A 15,033-nucleotide genomic window follows, 5' to 3' on the forward strand; every position below is an offset into this window, starting at 1 on the left:
CCGTGAACGCGACCCTACTCCCGGTCTCGTCGCCCTGTCACGCCCCGGAGCCCGCCGCGGCGATCAGCGTGTGCAGCGTGCTGCTGAGCAGCTCACCGTGCCGCTCGTCGAGCGTCTCGCCGGCTCGCAGCAGGCCGATGACGTACAGTCCGCTGATCGCTTCGGCACGCACGCGCTCGTCACGCACCTGCCCGAGCGAGCGCACCGCGTCGCTCGACACGTTCATGACGAGCCTCGGTCGCGTGGGCTGCGACGCCGGTGCGCTGAGAAGGTCCGCCCACGGGTCCGCTTCCGCGTCGGCATCGGTCGGTTGACCCCGGTACTGCTCGCTCGGTGCGGCGACGAACAGGGAAGGGGTGGATGCCGGGGCGAACTCCCGCAGGTCGAGATCGACCCCGAGCCGGTCGAGGACGATGCGCGCCTGCGGTTCGAATCCTCGAGCCGCAGCGTCGTCGTCACGCGGCTCCGGGAGCTCGTCGAGGAACGAGTGGGGGTCGAACGCCCGAACGCGCGCCGCGTGCCCACGACGCTCGCGCACCTTGCGCAGGATCTCGCTCCCGTACACGTAGGAGCCGTTCACCAGCAGCGCCTTCCTCGCGCGAAGCAGCGGCGCGAACGCCGTGAAGTCGGTCATCGAGGCGGTGTACTGCGCGTCGTCCGAGATGCGCAGGATCTGGGCGAGGGTCATCGTGCCCTCGCTGGTCTCCCATGGCACGTGGCCGATCACGAGGTCGAGCATGTCGTCGTCCCCCGCCGCCATCGCGAGGATGCCCTTCGCGTGCACGTCCATGAATCGGTCGAAGCCGACGGGATCGCGCAGCGCGAAGTGCTCGATGCCCTGCCGGAGCTGCGTGCCGATCTGCGCCTTCACCTCGCCGATCGCCGACGAGTCCTGGAGGGACTCGCGGGATGCGGTCAGGGGCAGGTCGCCGCCCTCGACGGCGAGCCGCACGAAGTAGGCCCAGTTCGGAGCGAGCTGCACGTTGTCATCGGCGACGAACATGCCGTGCGAGTAGACCGTGTCGCCGTGTCGGTTCCCGACCCGCCCCGGGCTGTCCGAGATGAAGGCGACGCCGACCACACCCGCGGTCGGGACGTCGACGGGGAGCACCGCGAGGGGCATGAACCCGAGCTCACGGCGACACCACTCGGCCGCCTCGAAGTCGGAGGTCCGCCACGGTGGCGTCCCGGTGCTAACGAGCTCTGGCGGCTGCCGGGGAGTCGTGCGCAGCGAGATCGGGAGCTCGAGCAGGCTGGCGAAGCGCTCGGCGAGCAGACGCACCCGCACCGGGTCGACCCATTCTCGGTCGTCGGCGCGAGCCTGAACGCGCACCTCGGTGCCCGCATCCGGCAACGGAGTCTCCGCGGGTGTGATCGTGAACGTGCCGTCCGAGCTCCCAACCCAGCTCATCGTCGGCGCGTCCGCCGAGCGCGCGCTGCGCGAGCGCACCTCGATGCGATCCGCGATCAGGAAGCAGGAGAGGAGGCCGATGCCGAACTGGCCGAGGTACTGTCGGCGCACTCGGGTGAAGTCGCTGCGCTTGCTCGACGCGCCGATGGTGGCGAGCACCGACCGCATCTCCTCCTCGGTCAGCCCGATGCCATGGTCGCGGACCAGCACGGCCCCACCGTCCTCGACCTCGACCGCGATCTCCTGGGGCGCGGTCGGATCGAGCTCGCTCCTGGCGACGACCGCGTCCCTGGCGTTCTGGATGAGCTCGCGGAGGTACACGCGCGGACTCGAGTACAGGTGATGGGACAGGATGTCGACGATGCCGCGCAGGTCGACGCGGAAGCTCTCCCCGCTCATGCGGACGCCCCGAGGGAAGCGTCGCCCGCGAACCATCTCTCGCGCACCCAGGTGCTCCAGCGGTCATCGCCGTTGCGGGCATCCAGCCGTCGGGTGATGTCGGCGGCGAGCGCACGGAGGTCCGGCCCTCGAGGGTCGTCGGGGGCCGTGGCGAGCAGGGCGCTGCCGCACGCGGCGAAGATCATCAGGTCGCTCGGCGACTCGTCGACGTCCGCCAGCAGCGCGTCGATGAGCGGCCCGAGCTCGACGCCGGGTGCGGCTATCCCCTCGAGCAGCACCCATCCGGGCAGCGGACCGAACGCGTCCACGTCGCCGTCGACACTCTCGAGGATGCGGGCCAGCTCGGCCGAGGCGGCGGCTCTGTTCCCTGACCGAGCATCCAGCCAGCACAGCCAGGCGGTCGCGGCGCGCACCTGCTCAGCGTCGCCGTCCGCGAGGATCCCTCTCGCGGTTGCCGCCGCGAACGCAGGCGCCGCGAACGCGGTGAGGCGCACGACTTCGAGGTCGACCGTGACCCGATCGAGCATTCGGCTCTCCGCTTCGAGCTGGGGTCCGAGTTGCTCGAGGGCGGCGCGCAGCGACGCTGTGTCGCCGCGGTGAGCGGCCACCTCCGCGCGTGCGAGGGTCAGGTGGGCGGTGGGTCCCCCGGTGACCGCTCGGAGGCGCACCTCTGCCTCGATGAGCTCCTCGATCTCCGGCCACGTGACGTCGGGCGCGGCGACCGCCTGGTCGACGGTCACGGCGAAGAAGCGCTCGCCGATGGCCGCGATGGAGTCCTCGATCGCGTCCGAGTCGTTCCGAAGCTCCACCTGGGCCGCGCGGAAGTCGCGCACGAGCGTGGCGATGTCGCCCTGCTGACCGGCGCGCAGGCCATGCAGCAGCGGCACGCAGTACCGAGTGGTGGCGCACTTCAGCTGCTCTGAGCGCGCGGAGAGCGAGGCCGCGAGGGCGTCGGCGTCCTCCGCGGTCTCGGCCGAGAGAAGGTCCATCGTGGCGCCGAGGTGCGCGACGTAGCGGTGCTTGATGGAGATGGGCGGCTCGTCCATGCTGACCGAGGCGGTGCGCGGCAGCCAGCCGGACGCGAGGATCGTCTCCGCGCGCTCTTCCACGTCACCCCAGACGTCCTCGTCATCGGCAGCCTCCGGTCGCGTCGGTGCGGGCAGGCCGGCCCACCAGAACTCGTCGAGCTCCCGCGAGTGCACGTCGGTTCCGCCGCGTCGGTCGAGCGAGGCGGCAGCCTCCTCGGCGAGCGCTCGCAGCAGCCCGCCCTCGTCCCCAGTCGGGTCGGCGAGGATGCGGTTGCGCGCCGTGGCGGCGGTGGCCTCCCAGTCGCTCCCGTCGAGGTGCAGGTTGCGGAGGGTGTGGTCCACGGCCTCGAGCGCGGCCTCCGGACGCTCCTCGAGGACTGGGATGAGGAACTCCGCGACCCCGTCCCGCGCGAGTCGGGTGGCCCCGATCCCGGCGAGGAGCTGGTCGGCGATGAGGTTCGCGTCGCTTCGACGGCCGGCGCGCACGTAGAAGAAGGCGAGCAGGATGAGGAGGGGCGTGGCGTTCTCCGCGTCGGAACGCGTGGCGTCGAGCTGGCCCGGGTCGATCTCGAGCATCCTCAGCCGCTGCTCGAGCGTCTCCGTCGCGCGCGGCAGATCGAAGCGCGCGACGAGCGGCAGCTCCATCTGGATGACGCCGGAGTCGTCCGGCCGCCACTCGACGCTGTTCTCGGATCGCCACCGTTGGATCCAGTCGAACGTCGCGTCGGCGTCTCCCCTGGCCGCGGAGACCACGGCGCGCGCCACGTAGACTCCCACGATGTCGGCACCGCGCTGTCGTATCTGCTGCTCGACGAGGTCGATGGCGCGGGCGATCTGCTCAAGCGACACCGCCGGGTCGTCGACGAGCGTCATGCTCGCGGTCGCGATGGAATTGAGCATGCGCCCGACGTTCTCGGGCGCGATGAGGTCGCCATGGCGGTGGATGACCTGCATGAGCCGCACGTACGCATCGAGCGCTCGGACCGCGAGTCCCGCCTTGACGAGGGTCGTGTACTGGCCGAAGCGGGCGCTCGCGATGAGGTGGGGGAACTCGGCGCGCTCGCAGTCCTCGATGAACTCGTCCCAGACCTCGAGCTTGCCCTCGTCCTCGGGAAGGTCCCAGATCGCGGAGCTGCGTTCGAACAGCGATTGGATGCGCTCGTGCTGCTCGGCGTCGAGCGTGGCGATCTCTGAGTACGCGATCATCTGGGCCTCCAGGCTGCGGTCTGCTTCCCGAGGTCACCGCACGCTTGGACGCTGGGGAAGGTGGCTGCCGGTCACCCTAGCGAATGCGCCTGCCCGAAATGGGCGTACTGTCAGGGCAGGAGCTGACTCTGGTTCCCCAATGATGGGATCCCATGTCGTCCGCCGTCGCCTCCACCCGTGCTCCGCTGCTCTCGCTCGGTGTCCTCGCCGACTCCTCGATGGAGAACGAACGCCGGCTCCCCCTCCACCCGCATCACCTCGATCGGATCGACGCGGACGTGCGGGCTCGCATGATCGTGGAGCGCGGCTACGGGGCCGACTTCCAGCTCGAGCGCGGCTACGTGGAATCGCGTGTCGGCAGGGTCGCCGAGCGAGCCGAGGTCCTCGCCTCCGCTGACGTGCTCCTGCTCCCCAAGCCGCAGGCTGCGGATGTCGCGGCGCTCGCACCAGGACGGGTGCTCTGGGGGTGGCCCCACTGCGTTCAGGACCCGGAGGTGACGCAGCTCGCCATCGACAGGAAGCTGACGCTGATCGCGTTCGAGGCGATGAACCACTGGACGCCGCAGGGTGACATGAGCCTGCATGTCTTCCACAAGAACAACGAGCTCGCCGGCTACTGCTCCGTCATCCACGCGCTCAGCCTCATCGGACTGACGGGCCTCTACGGCCCTCGCCTCAGGGCCGTGGTGATCGGCTTCGGTGCGACCGCTCGAGGCGCGGTGACGGCGCTCAACGCGCACGGCATCCACGACATCGAGGTGCTCACGCAGCGCGGCGCGGCGGCCGTGGGCTCCCCCATCCACAACGCACACATCACGCAGCTCAACACGGATGACGGGCCGACGCACCTGAGCACGGTCAGCACCGAGCAGGGCGATTGGCTGCTCCCCGACTTCCTGGCCACCTACGACATCGTCGTCAACTGCACCTTCCAGGATGTCGCCGCACCGTTGACCTACCTCCTCACGGAGAACCTCGCACGGTTCTCGACGGGGAGCCTCATCATCGACGTCTCCTGCGACGAGGGCATGGGGTTCGAGTGGGCACGGCCCACGACGTTCGAGCAGCCGATGTTCACGGTCGGGCAGGGCGTCAACTACTACGCCGTCGACCACAGCCCGTCCTACCTGTGGAACTCCGCCACCTGGGACATCAGCGAGGCCCTGCTCCCGTTCCTCCGCCCCGCTCTCGAAGGCCCGGAGGCGTGGGCTGAGAGTGCGACGCTCACCCGCGCGATCGAGATTCGGGACGGTGTGATCCAGAACCCGAGCATCCTGAGCTTCCAGGGGCGCGAGGCCGAGTACCCGCACCGCGTTGCCGCCGCCCAGGTGCCGCTCGCGTCCTGACGGAGCATGCCTGGAGTTTCCGTGACGTGCGAGCTGCGTCGTCACTCGGCAGGAAGCGAATCCCAGACTTCTCGCCATTTGGCGGCGAGGGTGTCGATCGTCTCGTGCGCGTTCAGCCCGCTGGGCTGCGGGACGACCCACAGGTCGACGTCCTCCGGCCAGCCCACGACGGTCCCCGTCTCCTGACGCCCGAGCTTCGACTTCGGCAGGCCGAACGCGGTGCGGAATGCGGTGATCCCGGCGACGGCGACGGCGTCGGGCCGCATCTCCTGCACGCGCTCGATGATTCGCTGCCCACCGTCGCGCAGCTCCGAGGGCGTCAGTTCGTCGGCACGCGCCGTGGCTCGGCCCACGAGGTTCGTGAGCGCGATGCCCCGCCGGAGCAGCTGCTGCTCGTCTGGCGCAGACAGGCCACGCGATGCGTGGACGGTGTGATCCGTGAAGCCGGCCCGGTGGAGCGATGGCCAGAATCGGTTGCCGGGTCGCGCGAAGGGGGCGTTGACCGCGGCCGTCCACAGTCCCGGGTTGACGCCCACGATGAGCAGACGAACCGTCGCGAGGTCGATGGGGAGGATGTCGTCCATGGCGTGCTCATCGGGCGTCTGGAACTGTGCCAGCTCGGCGGTCACGGGCTTGCGTCCGCCGAGTGGGGACGCGCGACGCTCCCTGGCCGGGACGTGCGAGGAATCCGGCGGTTCGATCTCGACTCCAGCTGCACGAGGCGGAGCTGGGAACGACCGCTTCACGCCATCCGAGGCATCCGGAGTCACTGGGACTGGCATCCAGCGTCGACTGCGTCACCGTGCGCAGAGACACCGATCGACAGATCCGTCATGCGACCTTCAACGGTGTGATCGCGGCGACCTTGTCGCGCAGAGCCCTGCGCTCGAGCCGCAACTCGTAGTTCGACTGCAGGTTCATCCAGAACTCCTCCGACGTCCCGAAGTACCGCGCCAGTCGGATCGCTGTGTCGGCGGTGATGCCGCGTTTGCCGTGCACGATCTCGTTGATCCGACGCGGAGGCACACCGATGGACACCGCGAGCTTGTTCTGCGTGATGCCGAACCCCTCGATGAAGTCCTCCATCAGGATCTCCCCTGGGTGGATCGGCTCGATCACACCCGCGTCAGTGGTAGTCGATGAGTTCGACATCTTCCGTCCCTCCCTCTCTCCAGACGAAGCAGATACGCCACTGGGAGTTCACACAGATACTGTGTTGACCGCGTCGATCGCCAGCCAGCTTCTCCAGGCGGTTCCCCGGAGGGATCCTCAGATCTTCCGCATCTTTCGCCGCATGGATCAGCTCGAGCTTCCTCAGGGTTGCTCGTTGGACCGCCCGATCGACGCCCTTGACATACTGCTCGCGCCAGATGCGCTCGGTCTCCTTGCTCCCGAACGATCTGATCACGAGGTCAGCGTATAACGCAGAGCGTCAATAACGCTAGACGTTAAAGCGGAACTCCACGACGTCGCCGTCCTGCATGACGTACTCCTTGCCCTCCATGCGGGCCTTGCCCTTGGCGCGAGCCTCGGCGGTGGAGCCGGTCTCGACAAGGTCGTCGAACGAGATGACCTCGGCCTTGATGAAGCCGCGCTCGAAGTCGGTGTGGATGACGCCGGCCGCCGCCGGTGCCTTCCAGCCCTTGCGGATCGTCCACGCGCGCGACTCCTTGGGGCCTGCGGTGAGGTAGGTCTGCAGCCCGAGCGTGTCGAAGCCGATGCGGGCGAGCTGGCTGAGGCCCGACTCGTCCTGACCGAGCGACGCGAGGAGCTCGGCGGCTTCCTCGGGGTCGAGGTCGATGAGCTCGGACTCGGTCTGCGCGTCGAGGAAGATCGCCTTCGCCGGAGCGACCAGCGCCGCGAGCTCAGCGAGCTTCTCCTCGCTGCTCAGCGCGGCCTCGTCGATGTTGAAGACGAAGATCATGGGCTTGGCCGTCAGCAGGCCGAGCTCCTTGATGGGCTCGAGGTCGATCTTGGTGGCCGAGAGGAGCGTGCCCTCGTCGAGCGCCGCCTTCGCCTCGCTCGCCGCCTCGAGCACAGAGGAGTCGAGGCGCTTCTGCTTGACCTCCTTCTCGAAGCGCGGGAGCGCCTTCTCGATGGTCTGCAGGTCGGCGAGGATCAGCTCGGTGTTGATCGTCTCCATGTCGCTCGCGGGCTCGACCTTGCCGTCGACGTGCACCACGTCGCCGTCCTCGAAGCCGCGCACGACCTGCACGATCGCGTCCGCCTCGCGAATGTTGGCGAGGAACTGGTTGCCGAGCCCCTCGCCCTCGCTCGCACCGCGCACGATGCCGGCGATGTCGACGAACGACACTGCGGCGGGCAGGATGCGCTCAGAGCCGAAGATCTCGGCGAGCACCTTCAGCCGTGCATCCGGCAGCTCGACGACCCCCACGTTGGGCTCGATCGTGGCGAACGGGTAGTTCGCCGCGAGAACCTGGTTCTTCGTGAGTGCGTTGAAAAGGGTCGATTTGCCGACGTTGGGCAGGCCGACGATGCCAAGAGTAAGAGCCACGAGCACCTATCGTACTTGCCCACCGGATGCGCCACACCCGATTCGACCGACGCCAGGTTCGTGCCACCATGAATGACGTGACCATCGACTTCACCGCGATCGACTTCGAGACCGCCAACGGCTCCCCGGCCTCAGCGTGCGCCGTCGGACTCGTCAAGGTGCGGGACGGTGCCGTCGTCGAGCGCGCCAGCTGGCTCATCCAGCCCCCGCAGCCCCACGACGCGTTCCTGCCCTTCAACGTCCAGCTGCACGGCATCAGCCGGGAGATGACCCGCAGTGCTCTGACCTGGGAGGAGCAGCTCCCCCGTCTCCTGGCCTTCGTCGGAGACGATGTGCTGGTCGCGCACAACGCGCGTTTCGACATCGGCGTGGCCGTCACGATCAGCCTTGCGACGAACACGACGCTTCCACCGCTCGCCTACTTCTGCTCGCTCCGACTCGCGAGACGCAGCTACGAGCTGCACTCCTACCGCCTCCCGGTGGCCGCGGAGGCGGCAGGCTTCACGACGCTCGTGCACCACGACCCCGTCTCCGATGCGGAGGCGAGCGCCGCCATCGTCGTCGACGTCTCACGAAGGCTGGGAGCTGTGGAACTCGCCGACGTGGGCGCGTCGACGGGCGTCGACATCGAGCGCATCGAGCTCAGCAGGGAGCGGGAACTCGCCGCGACACTCACCGCGGCGGCCACCTTCGCCTGAAATGTCGGAGGCACCTGCGAGGGTGGATGCATGGACCTTCTCCCGCTCGTCATCGGCCTCCTCCTCGGCCTCATCGTCGGTTTCGCGGTCGCCGCGTTGCGGGGAGCGAACCAGCGCCAACAGCTGGCGACCGAGCTCGCGGGTGCCAGCGCACGCGCCCTCGCTGCGAGCGAGGCACGCTCCACCGCCGAGCAGCATCTCGAGGAGGTGCTCGCACGGGAACGCTCGCAGCTCGAGGCGCGCCGCACGAAGGACGTCGGCGAACAGCAGGTGCTCACGGCGCTCGCCCCGGTGAACAAGCAGCTCGAACTCATGCGCCGCGCCGTCGCCGCCATCGAGGAGCAGCGCCTGCAGCAGCACGGCGAGCTCAGCGAGCAGCTCCGCAACCAGCACGAAGCAGACGAGCGCCTGCGGGCGACCACCGACTCGCTCGCCTCCGCGCTGCAGTCCAACCAAGCACGAGGCGTGTGGGGCGAGGCGCAGCTTCGCAACATCGTCGAGGCCTCCGGAATGATCGAGCGCGTCGACTTCGACACGCAGGTCACGCTCACCGGAGAGCAGGGCGCGGGGCGCCCGGACATGATCGTGCACCTGCCAGGGGGCAAGCACCTCGTCATCGACGCGAAGGCCCCGATGGCGAAGTATCTCGCCGCGAGCCAGCTCAGCGAACTCGGCGACCAAGAGGAAACCGCACGCCGGCGCAGCCTCATGGGCGACCACGCGAAGGCCCTCCGCTCACACGTCACCGCCCTCGCCGCGCGCGGCTACCCGAGCGCGGTGCCCGGATCCCCCGAACTGGTCATCGCATTCGTCCCCAGCGAGTCGGCGCTCTCGGCCGCGGTCGCCTCCGACCCGTCGCTCCTGGAAGACGCGATCCACCGCGGAGTCGCGGTCACGTCTCCCGTCTCCCTCTGGGCCACCCTCCGCGCCATCGCCTACGCCTGGCAGCAGGACGTGCTCGAAGACCAGGCCCACGAGATCTTCGAACTCAGCACCCAGCTCCACACGCGTCTCGGCACGCTGGCCACGCACATCGACAAGCTCGGCCGGTCGCTGGCTGGCGCCACCACCAGCTACAACGCGTTCCTGGGCTCCCTCGAGACGCGAGTCCTCCCCACCGCTCGAAAACTGGACGCCCTCAACATCGGCTCCCCCATCAGCACGCCGCGCCCCGTCGAGGAGCAGCTCCGCGGGCTCACCGCGCCCGAACTCACCGAGCATCGAGAAACACAGCCCGAGCTCACGGAGCGCTGACCCGACCCCTCGAACGGGCGAACTCCCGGAAGAACCGCACGCGAACGGCTCCTCTACGAGAAACGCTGCCAGCCCGATGCCGCGACGGTGAACGCCGGGAACATCAGACTGGCAGCGCTTTGGCGGCAGCTCCAGAAGACCTGCGTCAGCTGCCGACGGAGATCAGAGCCACTTGTCCGCGAGGTGCTCGGCCGTCACACGACGCACGGTGCCGGAGCGGGACCGGAGCACCACCGAGTCCGTGAAGATGCGGTTGCCGGACCGGCGAACCCCGGCGCACAGTCCACCGTCGGTCACACCCGTCGCCACGAAGTACGTGTTCTCCGTGCGGACCAGGTCGTCCTGCGTGAGCACGGCGTCCAGGTCGTGCCCGGCAGCGATCGCCCGCTCGCGCTCCTCGGCGTTGCGCGGGTACCAGCGGCCCTGCAGCACGCCGCCGAGCGCCTTGATGGCGCACGCCGTGATGATGCCCTCGGGAGTGCCGCCGATGCCGACGCACATGTCGATGCGACCAGTGCCTCGCGCAGCGTTGATGCCACCGGCGACGTCGCCGTCGAGCATGAGCTGCGTGCCAGCGCCCGCCGCGCGGATCTCGTTGATGAGCTCCTCGTGGCGCGGACGGTCGAGCACGGCGATGACCATGTCCTCGACCGGCTTGTTCTTCGCCTTGGAGAGGGCGCGGATGTTCTCGCCGATCGGGCGGGCCAGGTCGATGACGCCGACACCCTCGGGACCCGTGACGATCTTCTCCATGTAGAAGAGGTCCTTCGGGTTGTACATCGAGCCGCGGTCGGCCACGGCGATGACGCTCAGCGCGTTCTGCCGGCCAGCGGCCGTGAGGCTCGTGCCGTCGATCGGGTCGACGGCGATATCGCAGTCGGGGCCCTGCCCGTTGCCGACCTGCTCGCCGTTGAAGAGCATCGGGGCTTCGTCCTTCTCGCCCTCGCCGATGACGACGACGCCGGCGAAATCGACGGTCGAGAGGAACTTGCGCATGGCGTCGACCGCCGCACCGTCGGCGGCGTTCTTGTCACCTCGCCCGATGAACGGCGTCGCCCGGATGGCCGCAGCCTCGGTCGCACGCACCAACTCCATAGCGAGGTTGCGGTCGGGGTTCGCGAAGAGCTGCCCGTGCTCCGGAGTTGAAGTGGCGGAAGATGAGGTCACAAGGGTCCCTTTCGCTGGCGTTGTGGACGTTCTCGCCGAGCAATCACACGACACCATTGCTCCGCGCCATCCGGTTCTCAACCCTAGTACGAGCGCTCGGAGAAAGTCGGCGGCCCTGGCTAGACTTCAGTCGTAAGTTCCAAGCGCTGAAGGAGCACATATGCCCATCGCAACACCGGACCAGTACGCCGAGATGCTGAACCGAGCCAAGGAAGGCGGCTTCGCGTACCCAGCGATCAACGTCTCCAGCTCGTCGACGATCAACTCCGTCCTCCAGGGTCTCACCGAAGCCGGCTCAGACGGCATCCTCCAGGTCACCACGGGCGGTGCCGACTACTTCGCCGGCCAGTCCGTCAAGGCTCGCGCCTCCGGTGCGCTCGCCATGGCCGCATTCGCGCACGAGGTCGCGAAGAACTACCCGATCACGGTCGCGCTGCACACCGACCACTGCCCGAAGGACGCGCTCGACGGCTTCGTCTACCCGCTCCTCGAGGCATCCGCTGACCAGATCAAGCGCGGCGGCGAGCCGATCTTCCAGTCGCACATGTGGGACGGCTCGGCTGTGCCGCTCACGGAGAACCTCGAGATCGCGTCGAAGATCCTGAAGCTCACGCAGGCCAACAACCAGATCCTCGAAGTCGAGATCGGTGTCGTCGGCGGCGAAGAAGACGGCGTCGCGCACGAGATCAACGAGCACCTGTACACGACGCTCGACGACGCCATCGCGACCGTCGAGGCACTGGGCCTCGGCGACCGCGGCCGCTACATGGCCGCGCTCACCTTCGGCAATGTCCACGGCGTCTACAAGCCGGGCAACGTCAAGCTGCGCCCCGAGCTCCTCGCGGAGATCCAGGCAGGCCTCGCAGCCAAGTACGGCACCGGCGCCAAGCCGCTCGACCTCGTCTTCCACGGCGGCTCGGGATCGACCGACGAGGAGATCGCCGAGGCGGTCCGCAACGGCGTCATCAAGATGAACATCGACACCGACACGCAGTACGCGTTCAGCCGCTCCGTCGCCGACACCGTCCTGAAGAACTACGACGGCTTCCTCAAGATCGACGGCGAAGTGGGCAACAAGAAGGTCTACGACCCCCGCTCATGGGGCAAGAAGGCCGAGACCGCCATGGCGGCTCGCATCATCGAGGCCACCAAGCAGCTCGGCTCGTTCGGTCACTCGGCCGCGTGAGCGTGACGCCGGGATCCGAGCCGCAGGACTCGGTGCAGGAGGTAAAGCGGAAGAACGACCGCTTCCTCGGCATCGGGTTCCTCGTGCTCGGCCTCGTCGCCACAGTCCTGAACATGACGACGTTCACGGAGAACTCGTTGGCGGGCCAGATGGCCCTGCTCTACGAGGACTTCGGGATCAGCGGCTACGTGCGACCTGAGGGTCTCGGCTCCCTGTCCACCACCGCTGTCCTGGTACTGCCGGCGATCTACGCCCTCACGCTGTACCTGACGCTCGTCCGCTGGAAGGCCGGCAAGCGGGCGATGTGGATCCCGATCATCGGCGCCGTCGTCACCCTCATCACGATCTTCGGCTTCACGATCGCCGCGATCCTGATGCACGGTGAGCTGCTCGAGGCCATCTCGAGCGGCGCCCTGCCGACGCCGACGCCAACCTCCACGTAGGGCGTGGCGACAGCAGTCACGCTGACGTCACCACGTGCCTGCCCGGGCGAGCCACCTGGCCGCCCGGGCGGGCCGGGTTCTCCACAGCACTGAAGCATCGGCCGCCGCACGCGATATCCTCGATCTCGCATGCGGCGGCCGATGCTCTGTGCCAAGCAGCACGCTCCCTCCGCTACCGCAGCGGGAGACATCAGATTCGAGAAGAGGCACGTGGTCGTCATCCAGCCCCCGAAGTCAACGCCGGATGCGCCGTGGCCCGTCAGCGTCGTCTCAGAGCTCGTCCGCGACTGGATCGCACGCCTCGGGTCGGTCTGGATCGAGGGAGAGCTCACCGGCTGGAGCATCCGCGGTGGGCACGCCTACGGGAAGATCAAGGACCTCGACGCTGACGCAACCCTGTCGGTCACCGCTTGGCGCAGCGTCGTGCAGCGTCTCGACGGCGAGTTCAAGCAGGGTGACCGCGTCATCGCCAGCATCAAGCCCGACTTCTGGGTCAAGGGCGGCACGCTGTCGATGCAGGTCTCGGACCTCCGGCACGTCGGGCTCGGCGATCTTCTCGAGCGGCTCGAGCGACTCCGGAAGCAGCTGGCGGCAGAAGGCCTCTTCGCCGACGAGCGCAAGAAGCCCCTCCCCTTCCTGCCGGGCACCATCGGTCTCATCACGGGGCGCGAGTCCGACGCGGAGAAGGACGTGCGCCGCAACTCCGAGCTCCGCTGGCCAGCGGTGCAGTTCCGCACCATCCACACCCCCGTGCAGGGCGAGCGCACCGTTGCCGAGGTCTCGGCCGCGCTCCGCGAGCTCGACGCCGACCCCGAGGTCGACGTCATCATCGTCGCCCGAGGCGGCGGCGACTTCCAGCACCTGCTGCCGTTCAGCGACGAGAGCCTGGTGCGCCTCGTCGCGACGCTCTCCACGCCCGTCGTCAGCGCCATTGGCCACGAGGCCGACCGTCCGATCCTCGACGACATCGCCGACCTCCGCGCCTCCACTCCAACAGACGCCGCCAAGCGCGTCGTACCGGACGTCGCGGAGGAGCTCGCCGGCGTCCAGCAGGCCAGAGCCCGCATCCTGCAGCGCATCGTCGACCGTGTGCGCAGCGAGTCCAACGCCCTCGAGTCGCTCGTCTCACGGCCAGCGCTCGCCAACCCATCGTGGATCATCGACCAGCGCGGCGAGGAGCTCATGCGGGCCTCCCAGCGCGGCGAAGAGCTCATCACTCGGCGAATCGACCGCGAGCACGACCGGCTCGAGTCGCTGGCGAGGCACCTGCGGGGCCTCTCGCCGCAGGGCACGCTCGAGCGCGGCTACTCCATCGTCGAACGCGTCGACGGTGGTGCGAAGTCGCTCGTCACCGGATGGCAGGACGCCCCCGCGTCGACCGAGCTCCGCATCCGAACGGCCGATGGCCGCATCTCAGCCTCGTCGCTCGGCGGCGAGGCCATCATCACACCAGGCGCCCCGGACGGCGCAACGGAGGCGAACGTAGAATGACCACCATGCAGGAACAGACCGACATCGCCGAGCTCAGCTACGAGCAGGCACGCGACGAGCTCATCTCGGTCGTGAGCCAGCTCGAACAGGGCAGCGCCTCCCTCGAGGCGTCGCTCAAGCTCTGGGAGCGCGGCGAGCAGCTCGCCGCGCACTGCGAGTCCTGGCTCCTCGGTGCCAGGAAGCGCCTCGAGGCGGCACGTCGACGCGACGACGAAGCTCTGGACGAGGCCTGATGGCCAAGCAGAAGCAGCCACCGGTCGTCGCGGAACTCGGGCGGCCGGAGACCCCGGAGGAGACGTTCGCGCGCAAGGCCGAGTCTTCGCGGCTATACCGGAAGCGCAAGACGATCAACAACCTCGTCTACTCGCTCCTGGTGTCGCTTGGCCTCGTGCTGTTCATCGTGGCGATCGTGCCGCGCAACGACACTCCCGTGACCTTCGACGTCGATTTCGCGTCAGAGGCGCAGAGCGCGCAGGGCGACTTCGCCGCCCCGCTGGTCGTGCCTCAGGTTCCGGCGGACTGGACCGCGAACGAAGCCGAGATCCGCACAAGCGCCGACGGCGTCAGCGAGTGGTACATCGGCTTCCTGGTCGGCCCGAAGGGCGCACCCACCGAGTACGTCGGAGTCAGCCAGGGCATCGGCGTCAACCCCACCTGGCTGCTGGACGCGACGCGCGAGCGCACCCCGACGGGCACCGTGCAGGTCGGCGGCCTCGACTGGATCGAATACGACGCGACCGACCTCAGCCCGGAGGATGCAGGCAACCGGGCCTACATGCTCGTCCACGAGCAGGACGGCCAGGCCTACCTCGTCTACGGCAACAACTCCCCCGAGACGGTCACGAAGCTGGCAGAGCTGGTCGCGGCCGACCTCGACTGAGGCCAGGAC

Annotated in this window: 15 protein-coding genes; 8 read left to right on the top strand and 7 right to left on the bottom strand. The window is 68.5% G+C overall.

Annotated features, from left to right (window positions below):
- Positions 1-37: 37 nt before the first annotated feature.
- Positions 38-1,810, bottom strand: a complete 1,773-nt coding sequence (locus ITJ61_RS06015) for an HSP90 family protein (RefSeq protein WP_194685773.1) — start codon at positions 1,808-1,810, stop codon at positions 38-40.
- A complete protein-coding gene (locus ITJ61_RS06020; RefSeq protein WP_194685774.1) occupies positions 1,807-4,044 on the bottom strand; it encodes a hypothetical protein in 2,238 nt (745 codons plus the stop codon). The genes ITJ61_RS06015 and ITJ61_RS06020 overlap by 4 nt, the downstream gene beginning before the upstream one ends.
- Before the next feature lie 152 nt (positions 4,045-4,196).
- Between ITJ61_RS06020 and ITJ61_RS06025 the strand changes: the two genes are divergently transcribed.
- Entirely contained in the window at positions 4,197-5,390 is a 1,194-nt protein-coding gene (locus tag ITJ61_RS06025) for a N(5)-(carboxyethyl)ornithine synthase (RefSeq protein WP_194685775.1), read from the top strand.
- 41 nt (positions 5,391-5,431) lie between these two features.
- Here ITJ61_RS06025 and ITJ61_RS06030 read toward each other — a convergent pair whose 3' ends face one another.
- From ITJ61_RS06030 to ychF, 4 genes are read right to left on the bottom strand one after another with little or no spacing between them, the layout of a single operon-like run.
- Entirely contained in the window at positions 5,432-6,172 is a 741-nt protein-coding gene (locus tag ITJ61_RS06030; protein ID WP_194685776.1) for a mismatch-specific DNA-glycosylase, read from the bottom strand.
- 49 nt (positions 6,173-6,221) lie between these two features.
- Complete coding sequence (locus tag ITJ61_RS06035) at positions 6,222-6,542, bottom strand: HigA family addiction module antitoxin (protein ID WP_104298535.1); 321 nt, start codon at positions 6,540-6,542, stop codon at positions 6,222-6,224.
- Positions 6,517-6,798, bottom strand: a complete 282-nt coding sequence (locus ITJ61_RS06040) for a type II toxin-antitoxin system RelE/ParE family toxin (protein WP_194685777.1) — start codon at positions 6,796-6,798, stop codon at positions 6,517-6,519. The genes ITJ61_RS06035 and ITJ61_RS06040 overlap by 26 nt, the downstream gene beginning before the upstream one ends.
- Positions 6,799-6,831: 33 nt before the next feature.
- Complete coding sequence (ychF, locus tag ITJ61_RS06045; RefSeq protein WP_194685778.1) at positions 6,832-7,905, bottom strand: redox-regulated ATPase YchF; 1,074 nt, start codon at positions 7,903-7,905, stop codon at positions 6,832-6,834.
- Between the two features lie 68 nt (positions 7,906-7,973).
- Here ychF and ITJ61_RS06050 point away from each other — a divergent pair, with 68 nt between their 5' ends.
- Positions 7,974-8,603, top strand: a complete 630-nt coding sequence (locus tag ITJ61_RS06050; RefSeq protein WP_228496608.1) for a 3'-5' exonuclease — start codon at positions 7,974-7,976, stop codon at positions 8,601-8,603.
- A gap of 30 nt (positions 8,604-8,633) precedes the next feature.
- Positions 8,634-9,857, top strand: a complete 1,224-nt coding sequence (locus ITJ61_RS06055; RefSeq protein ID WP_194685779.1) for a DNA recombination protein RmuC — start codon at positions 8,634-8,636, stop codon at positions 9,855-9,857.
- A gap of 162 nt (positions 9,858-10,019) precedes the next feature.
- Here ITJ61_RS06055 and glpX read toward each other — a convergent pair whose 3' ends face one another.
- Positions 10,020-10,952, bottom strand: coding sequence for a class II fructose-bisphosphatase (glpX, locus tag ITJ61_RS06060; RefSeq protein WP_228496858.1), 933 nt, complete (start codon positions 10,950-10,952; stop codon positions 10,020-10,022).
- Between the two features lie 232 nt (positions 10,953-11,184).
- Between glpX and fbaA the strand changes: the two genes are divergently transcribed.
- The 5 genes from fbaA (at position 11,185) to ITJ61_RS06085 (ending at position 15,024) form a co-directional block, all read left to right on the top strand.
- A complete protein-coding gene (gene fbaA, locus ITJ61_RS06065; protein ID WP_104241631.1) occupies positions 11,185-12,210 on the top strand; it encodes a class II fructose-bisphosphate aldolase in 1,026 nt (341 codons plus the stop codon).
- Positions 12,207-12,653 carry a DUF6264 family protein gene (locus ITJ61_RS06070; RefSeq protein ID WP_146080500.1) on the top strand — a complete coding sequence of 149 codons (447 nt, stop codon included), beginning with the start codon at positions 12,207-12,209 and terminating at the stop codon, positions 12,651-12,653. Before fbaA ends, ITJ61_RS06070 begins: the two co-directional genes overlap by 4 nt.
- 210 nt (positions 12,654-12,863) lie before the next feature.
- Positions 12,864-14,144, top strand: coding sequence for an exodeoxyribonuclease VII large subunit (gene xseA / locus ITJ61_RS06075; protein WP_323744304.1), 1,281 nt, complete (start codon positions 12,864-12,866; stop codon positions 14,142-14,144).
- Positions 14,141-14,377 carry an exodeoxyribonuclease VII small subunit gene (locus tag ITJ61_RS06080; RefSeq protein WP_104241634.1) on the top strand — a complete coding sequence of 79 codons (237 nt, stop codon included), beginning with the start codon at positions 14,141-14,143 and terminating at the stop codon, positions 14,375-14,377. Before xseA ends, ITJ61_RS06080 begins: the two co-directional genes overlap by 4 nt.
- Positions 14,377-15,024 carry a DUF4245 family protein gene (locus ITJ61_RS06085; protein WP_104241635.1) on the top strand — a complete coding sequence of 216 codons (648 nt, stop codon included), beginning with the start codon at positions 14,377-14,379 and terminating at the stop codon, positions 15,022-15,024. Before ITJ61_RS06080 ends, ITJ61_RS06085 begins: the two co-directional genes overlap by 1 nt.
- Positions 15,025-15,033: the final 9 nt, after the last annotated feature.

It is taken from the genome of Pseudoclavibacter sp. VKM Ac-2888, assembly GCF_015351285.1.
Taxonomy (GTDB): domain Bacteria; phylum Actinomycetota; class Actinomycetes; order Actinomycetales; family Microbacteriaceae; genus Pseudoclavibacter.

Excerpts from the sequence above, each read along its gene's own strand:
- ITJ61_RS06015 (WP_194685773.1), bottom strand. The coding sequence starts at position 1,810 with ATGAGCGGGGAGAGCTTCCGCGTCGACCTGCGCGGCATCGTCGACATC.
- ITJ61_RS06020 (WP_194685774.1), bottom strand. The coding sequence starts at position 4,044 with ATGATCGCGTACTCAGAGATCGCCACGCTCGACGCCGAGCAGCACGAG.
- ITJ61_RS06025 (WP_194685775.1), top strand. The coding sequence starts at position 4,197 with ATGTCGTCCGCCGTCGCCTCCACCCGTGCTCCGCTGCTCTCGCTCGGT.
- ITJ61_RS06030 (WP_194685776.1), bottom strand. The coding sequence starts at position 6,172 with ATGCCAGTCCCAGTGACTCCGGATGCCTCGGATGGCGTGAAGCGGTCG.
- ITJ61_RS06035 (WP_104298535.1), bottom strand. The coding sequence starts at position 6,542 with ATGTCGAACTCATCGACTACCACTGACGCGGGTGTGATCGAGCCGATC.
- ITJ61_RS06050 (WP_228496608.1), top strand. The coding sequence starts at position 7,974 with ATGAATGACGTGACCATCGACTTCACCGCGATCGACTTCGAGACCGCC.
- ITJ61_RS06055 (WP_194685779.1), top strand. The coding sequence starts at position 8,634 with ATGGACCTTCTCCCGCTCGTCATCGGCCTCCTCCTCGGCCTCATCGTC.
- glpX (WP_228496858.1), bottom strand. The coding sequence starts at position 10,952 with ATGGAGTTGGTGCGTGCGACCGAGGCTGCGGCCATCCGGGCGACGCCG.
- fbaA (WP_104241631.1), top strand. The coding sequence starts at position 11,185 with ATGCCCATCGCAACACCGGACCAGTACGCCGAGATGCTGAACCGAGCC.
- ITJ61_RS06080 (WP_104241634.1), top strand. The coding sequence starts at position 14,141 with ATGACCACCATGCAGGAACAGACCGACATCGCCGAGCTCAGCTACGAG.
- ITJ61_RS06085 (WP_104241635.1), top strand. The coding sequence starts at position 14,377 with ATGGCCAAGCAGAAGCAGCCACCGGTCGTCGCGGAACTCGGGCGGCCG.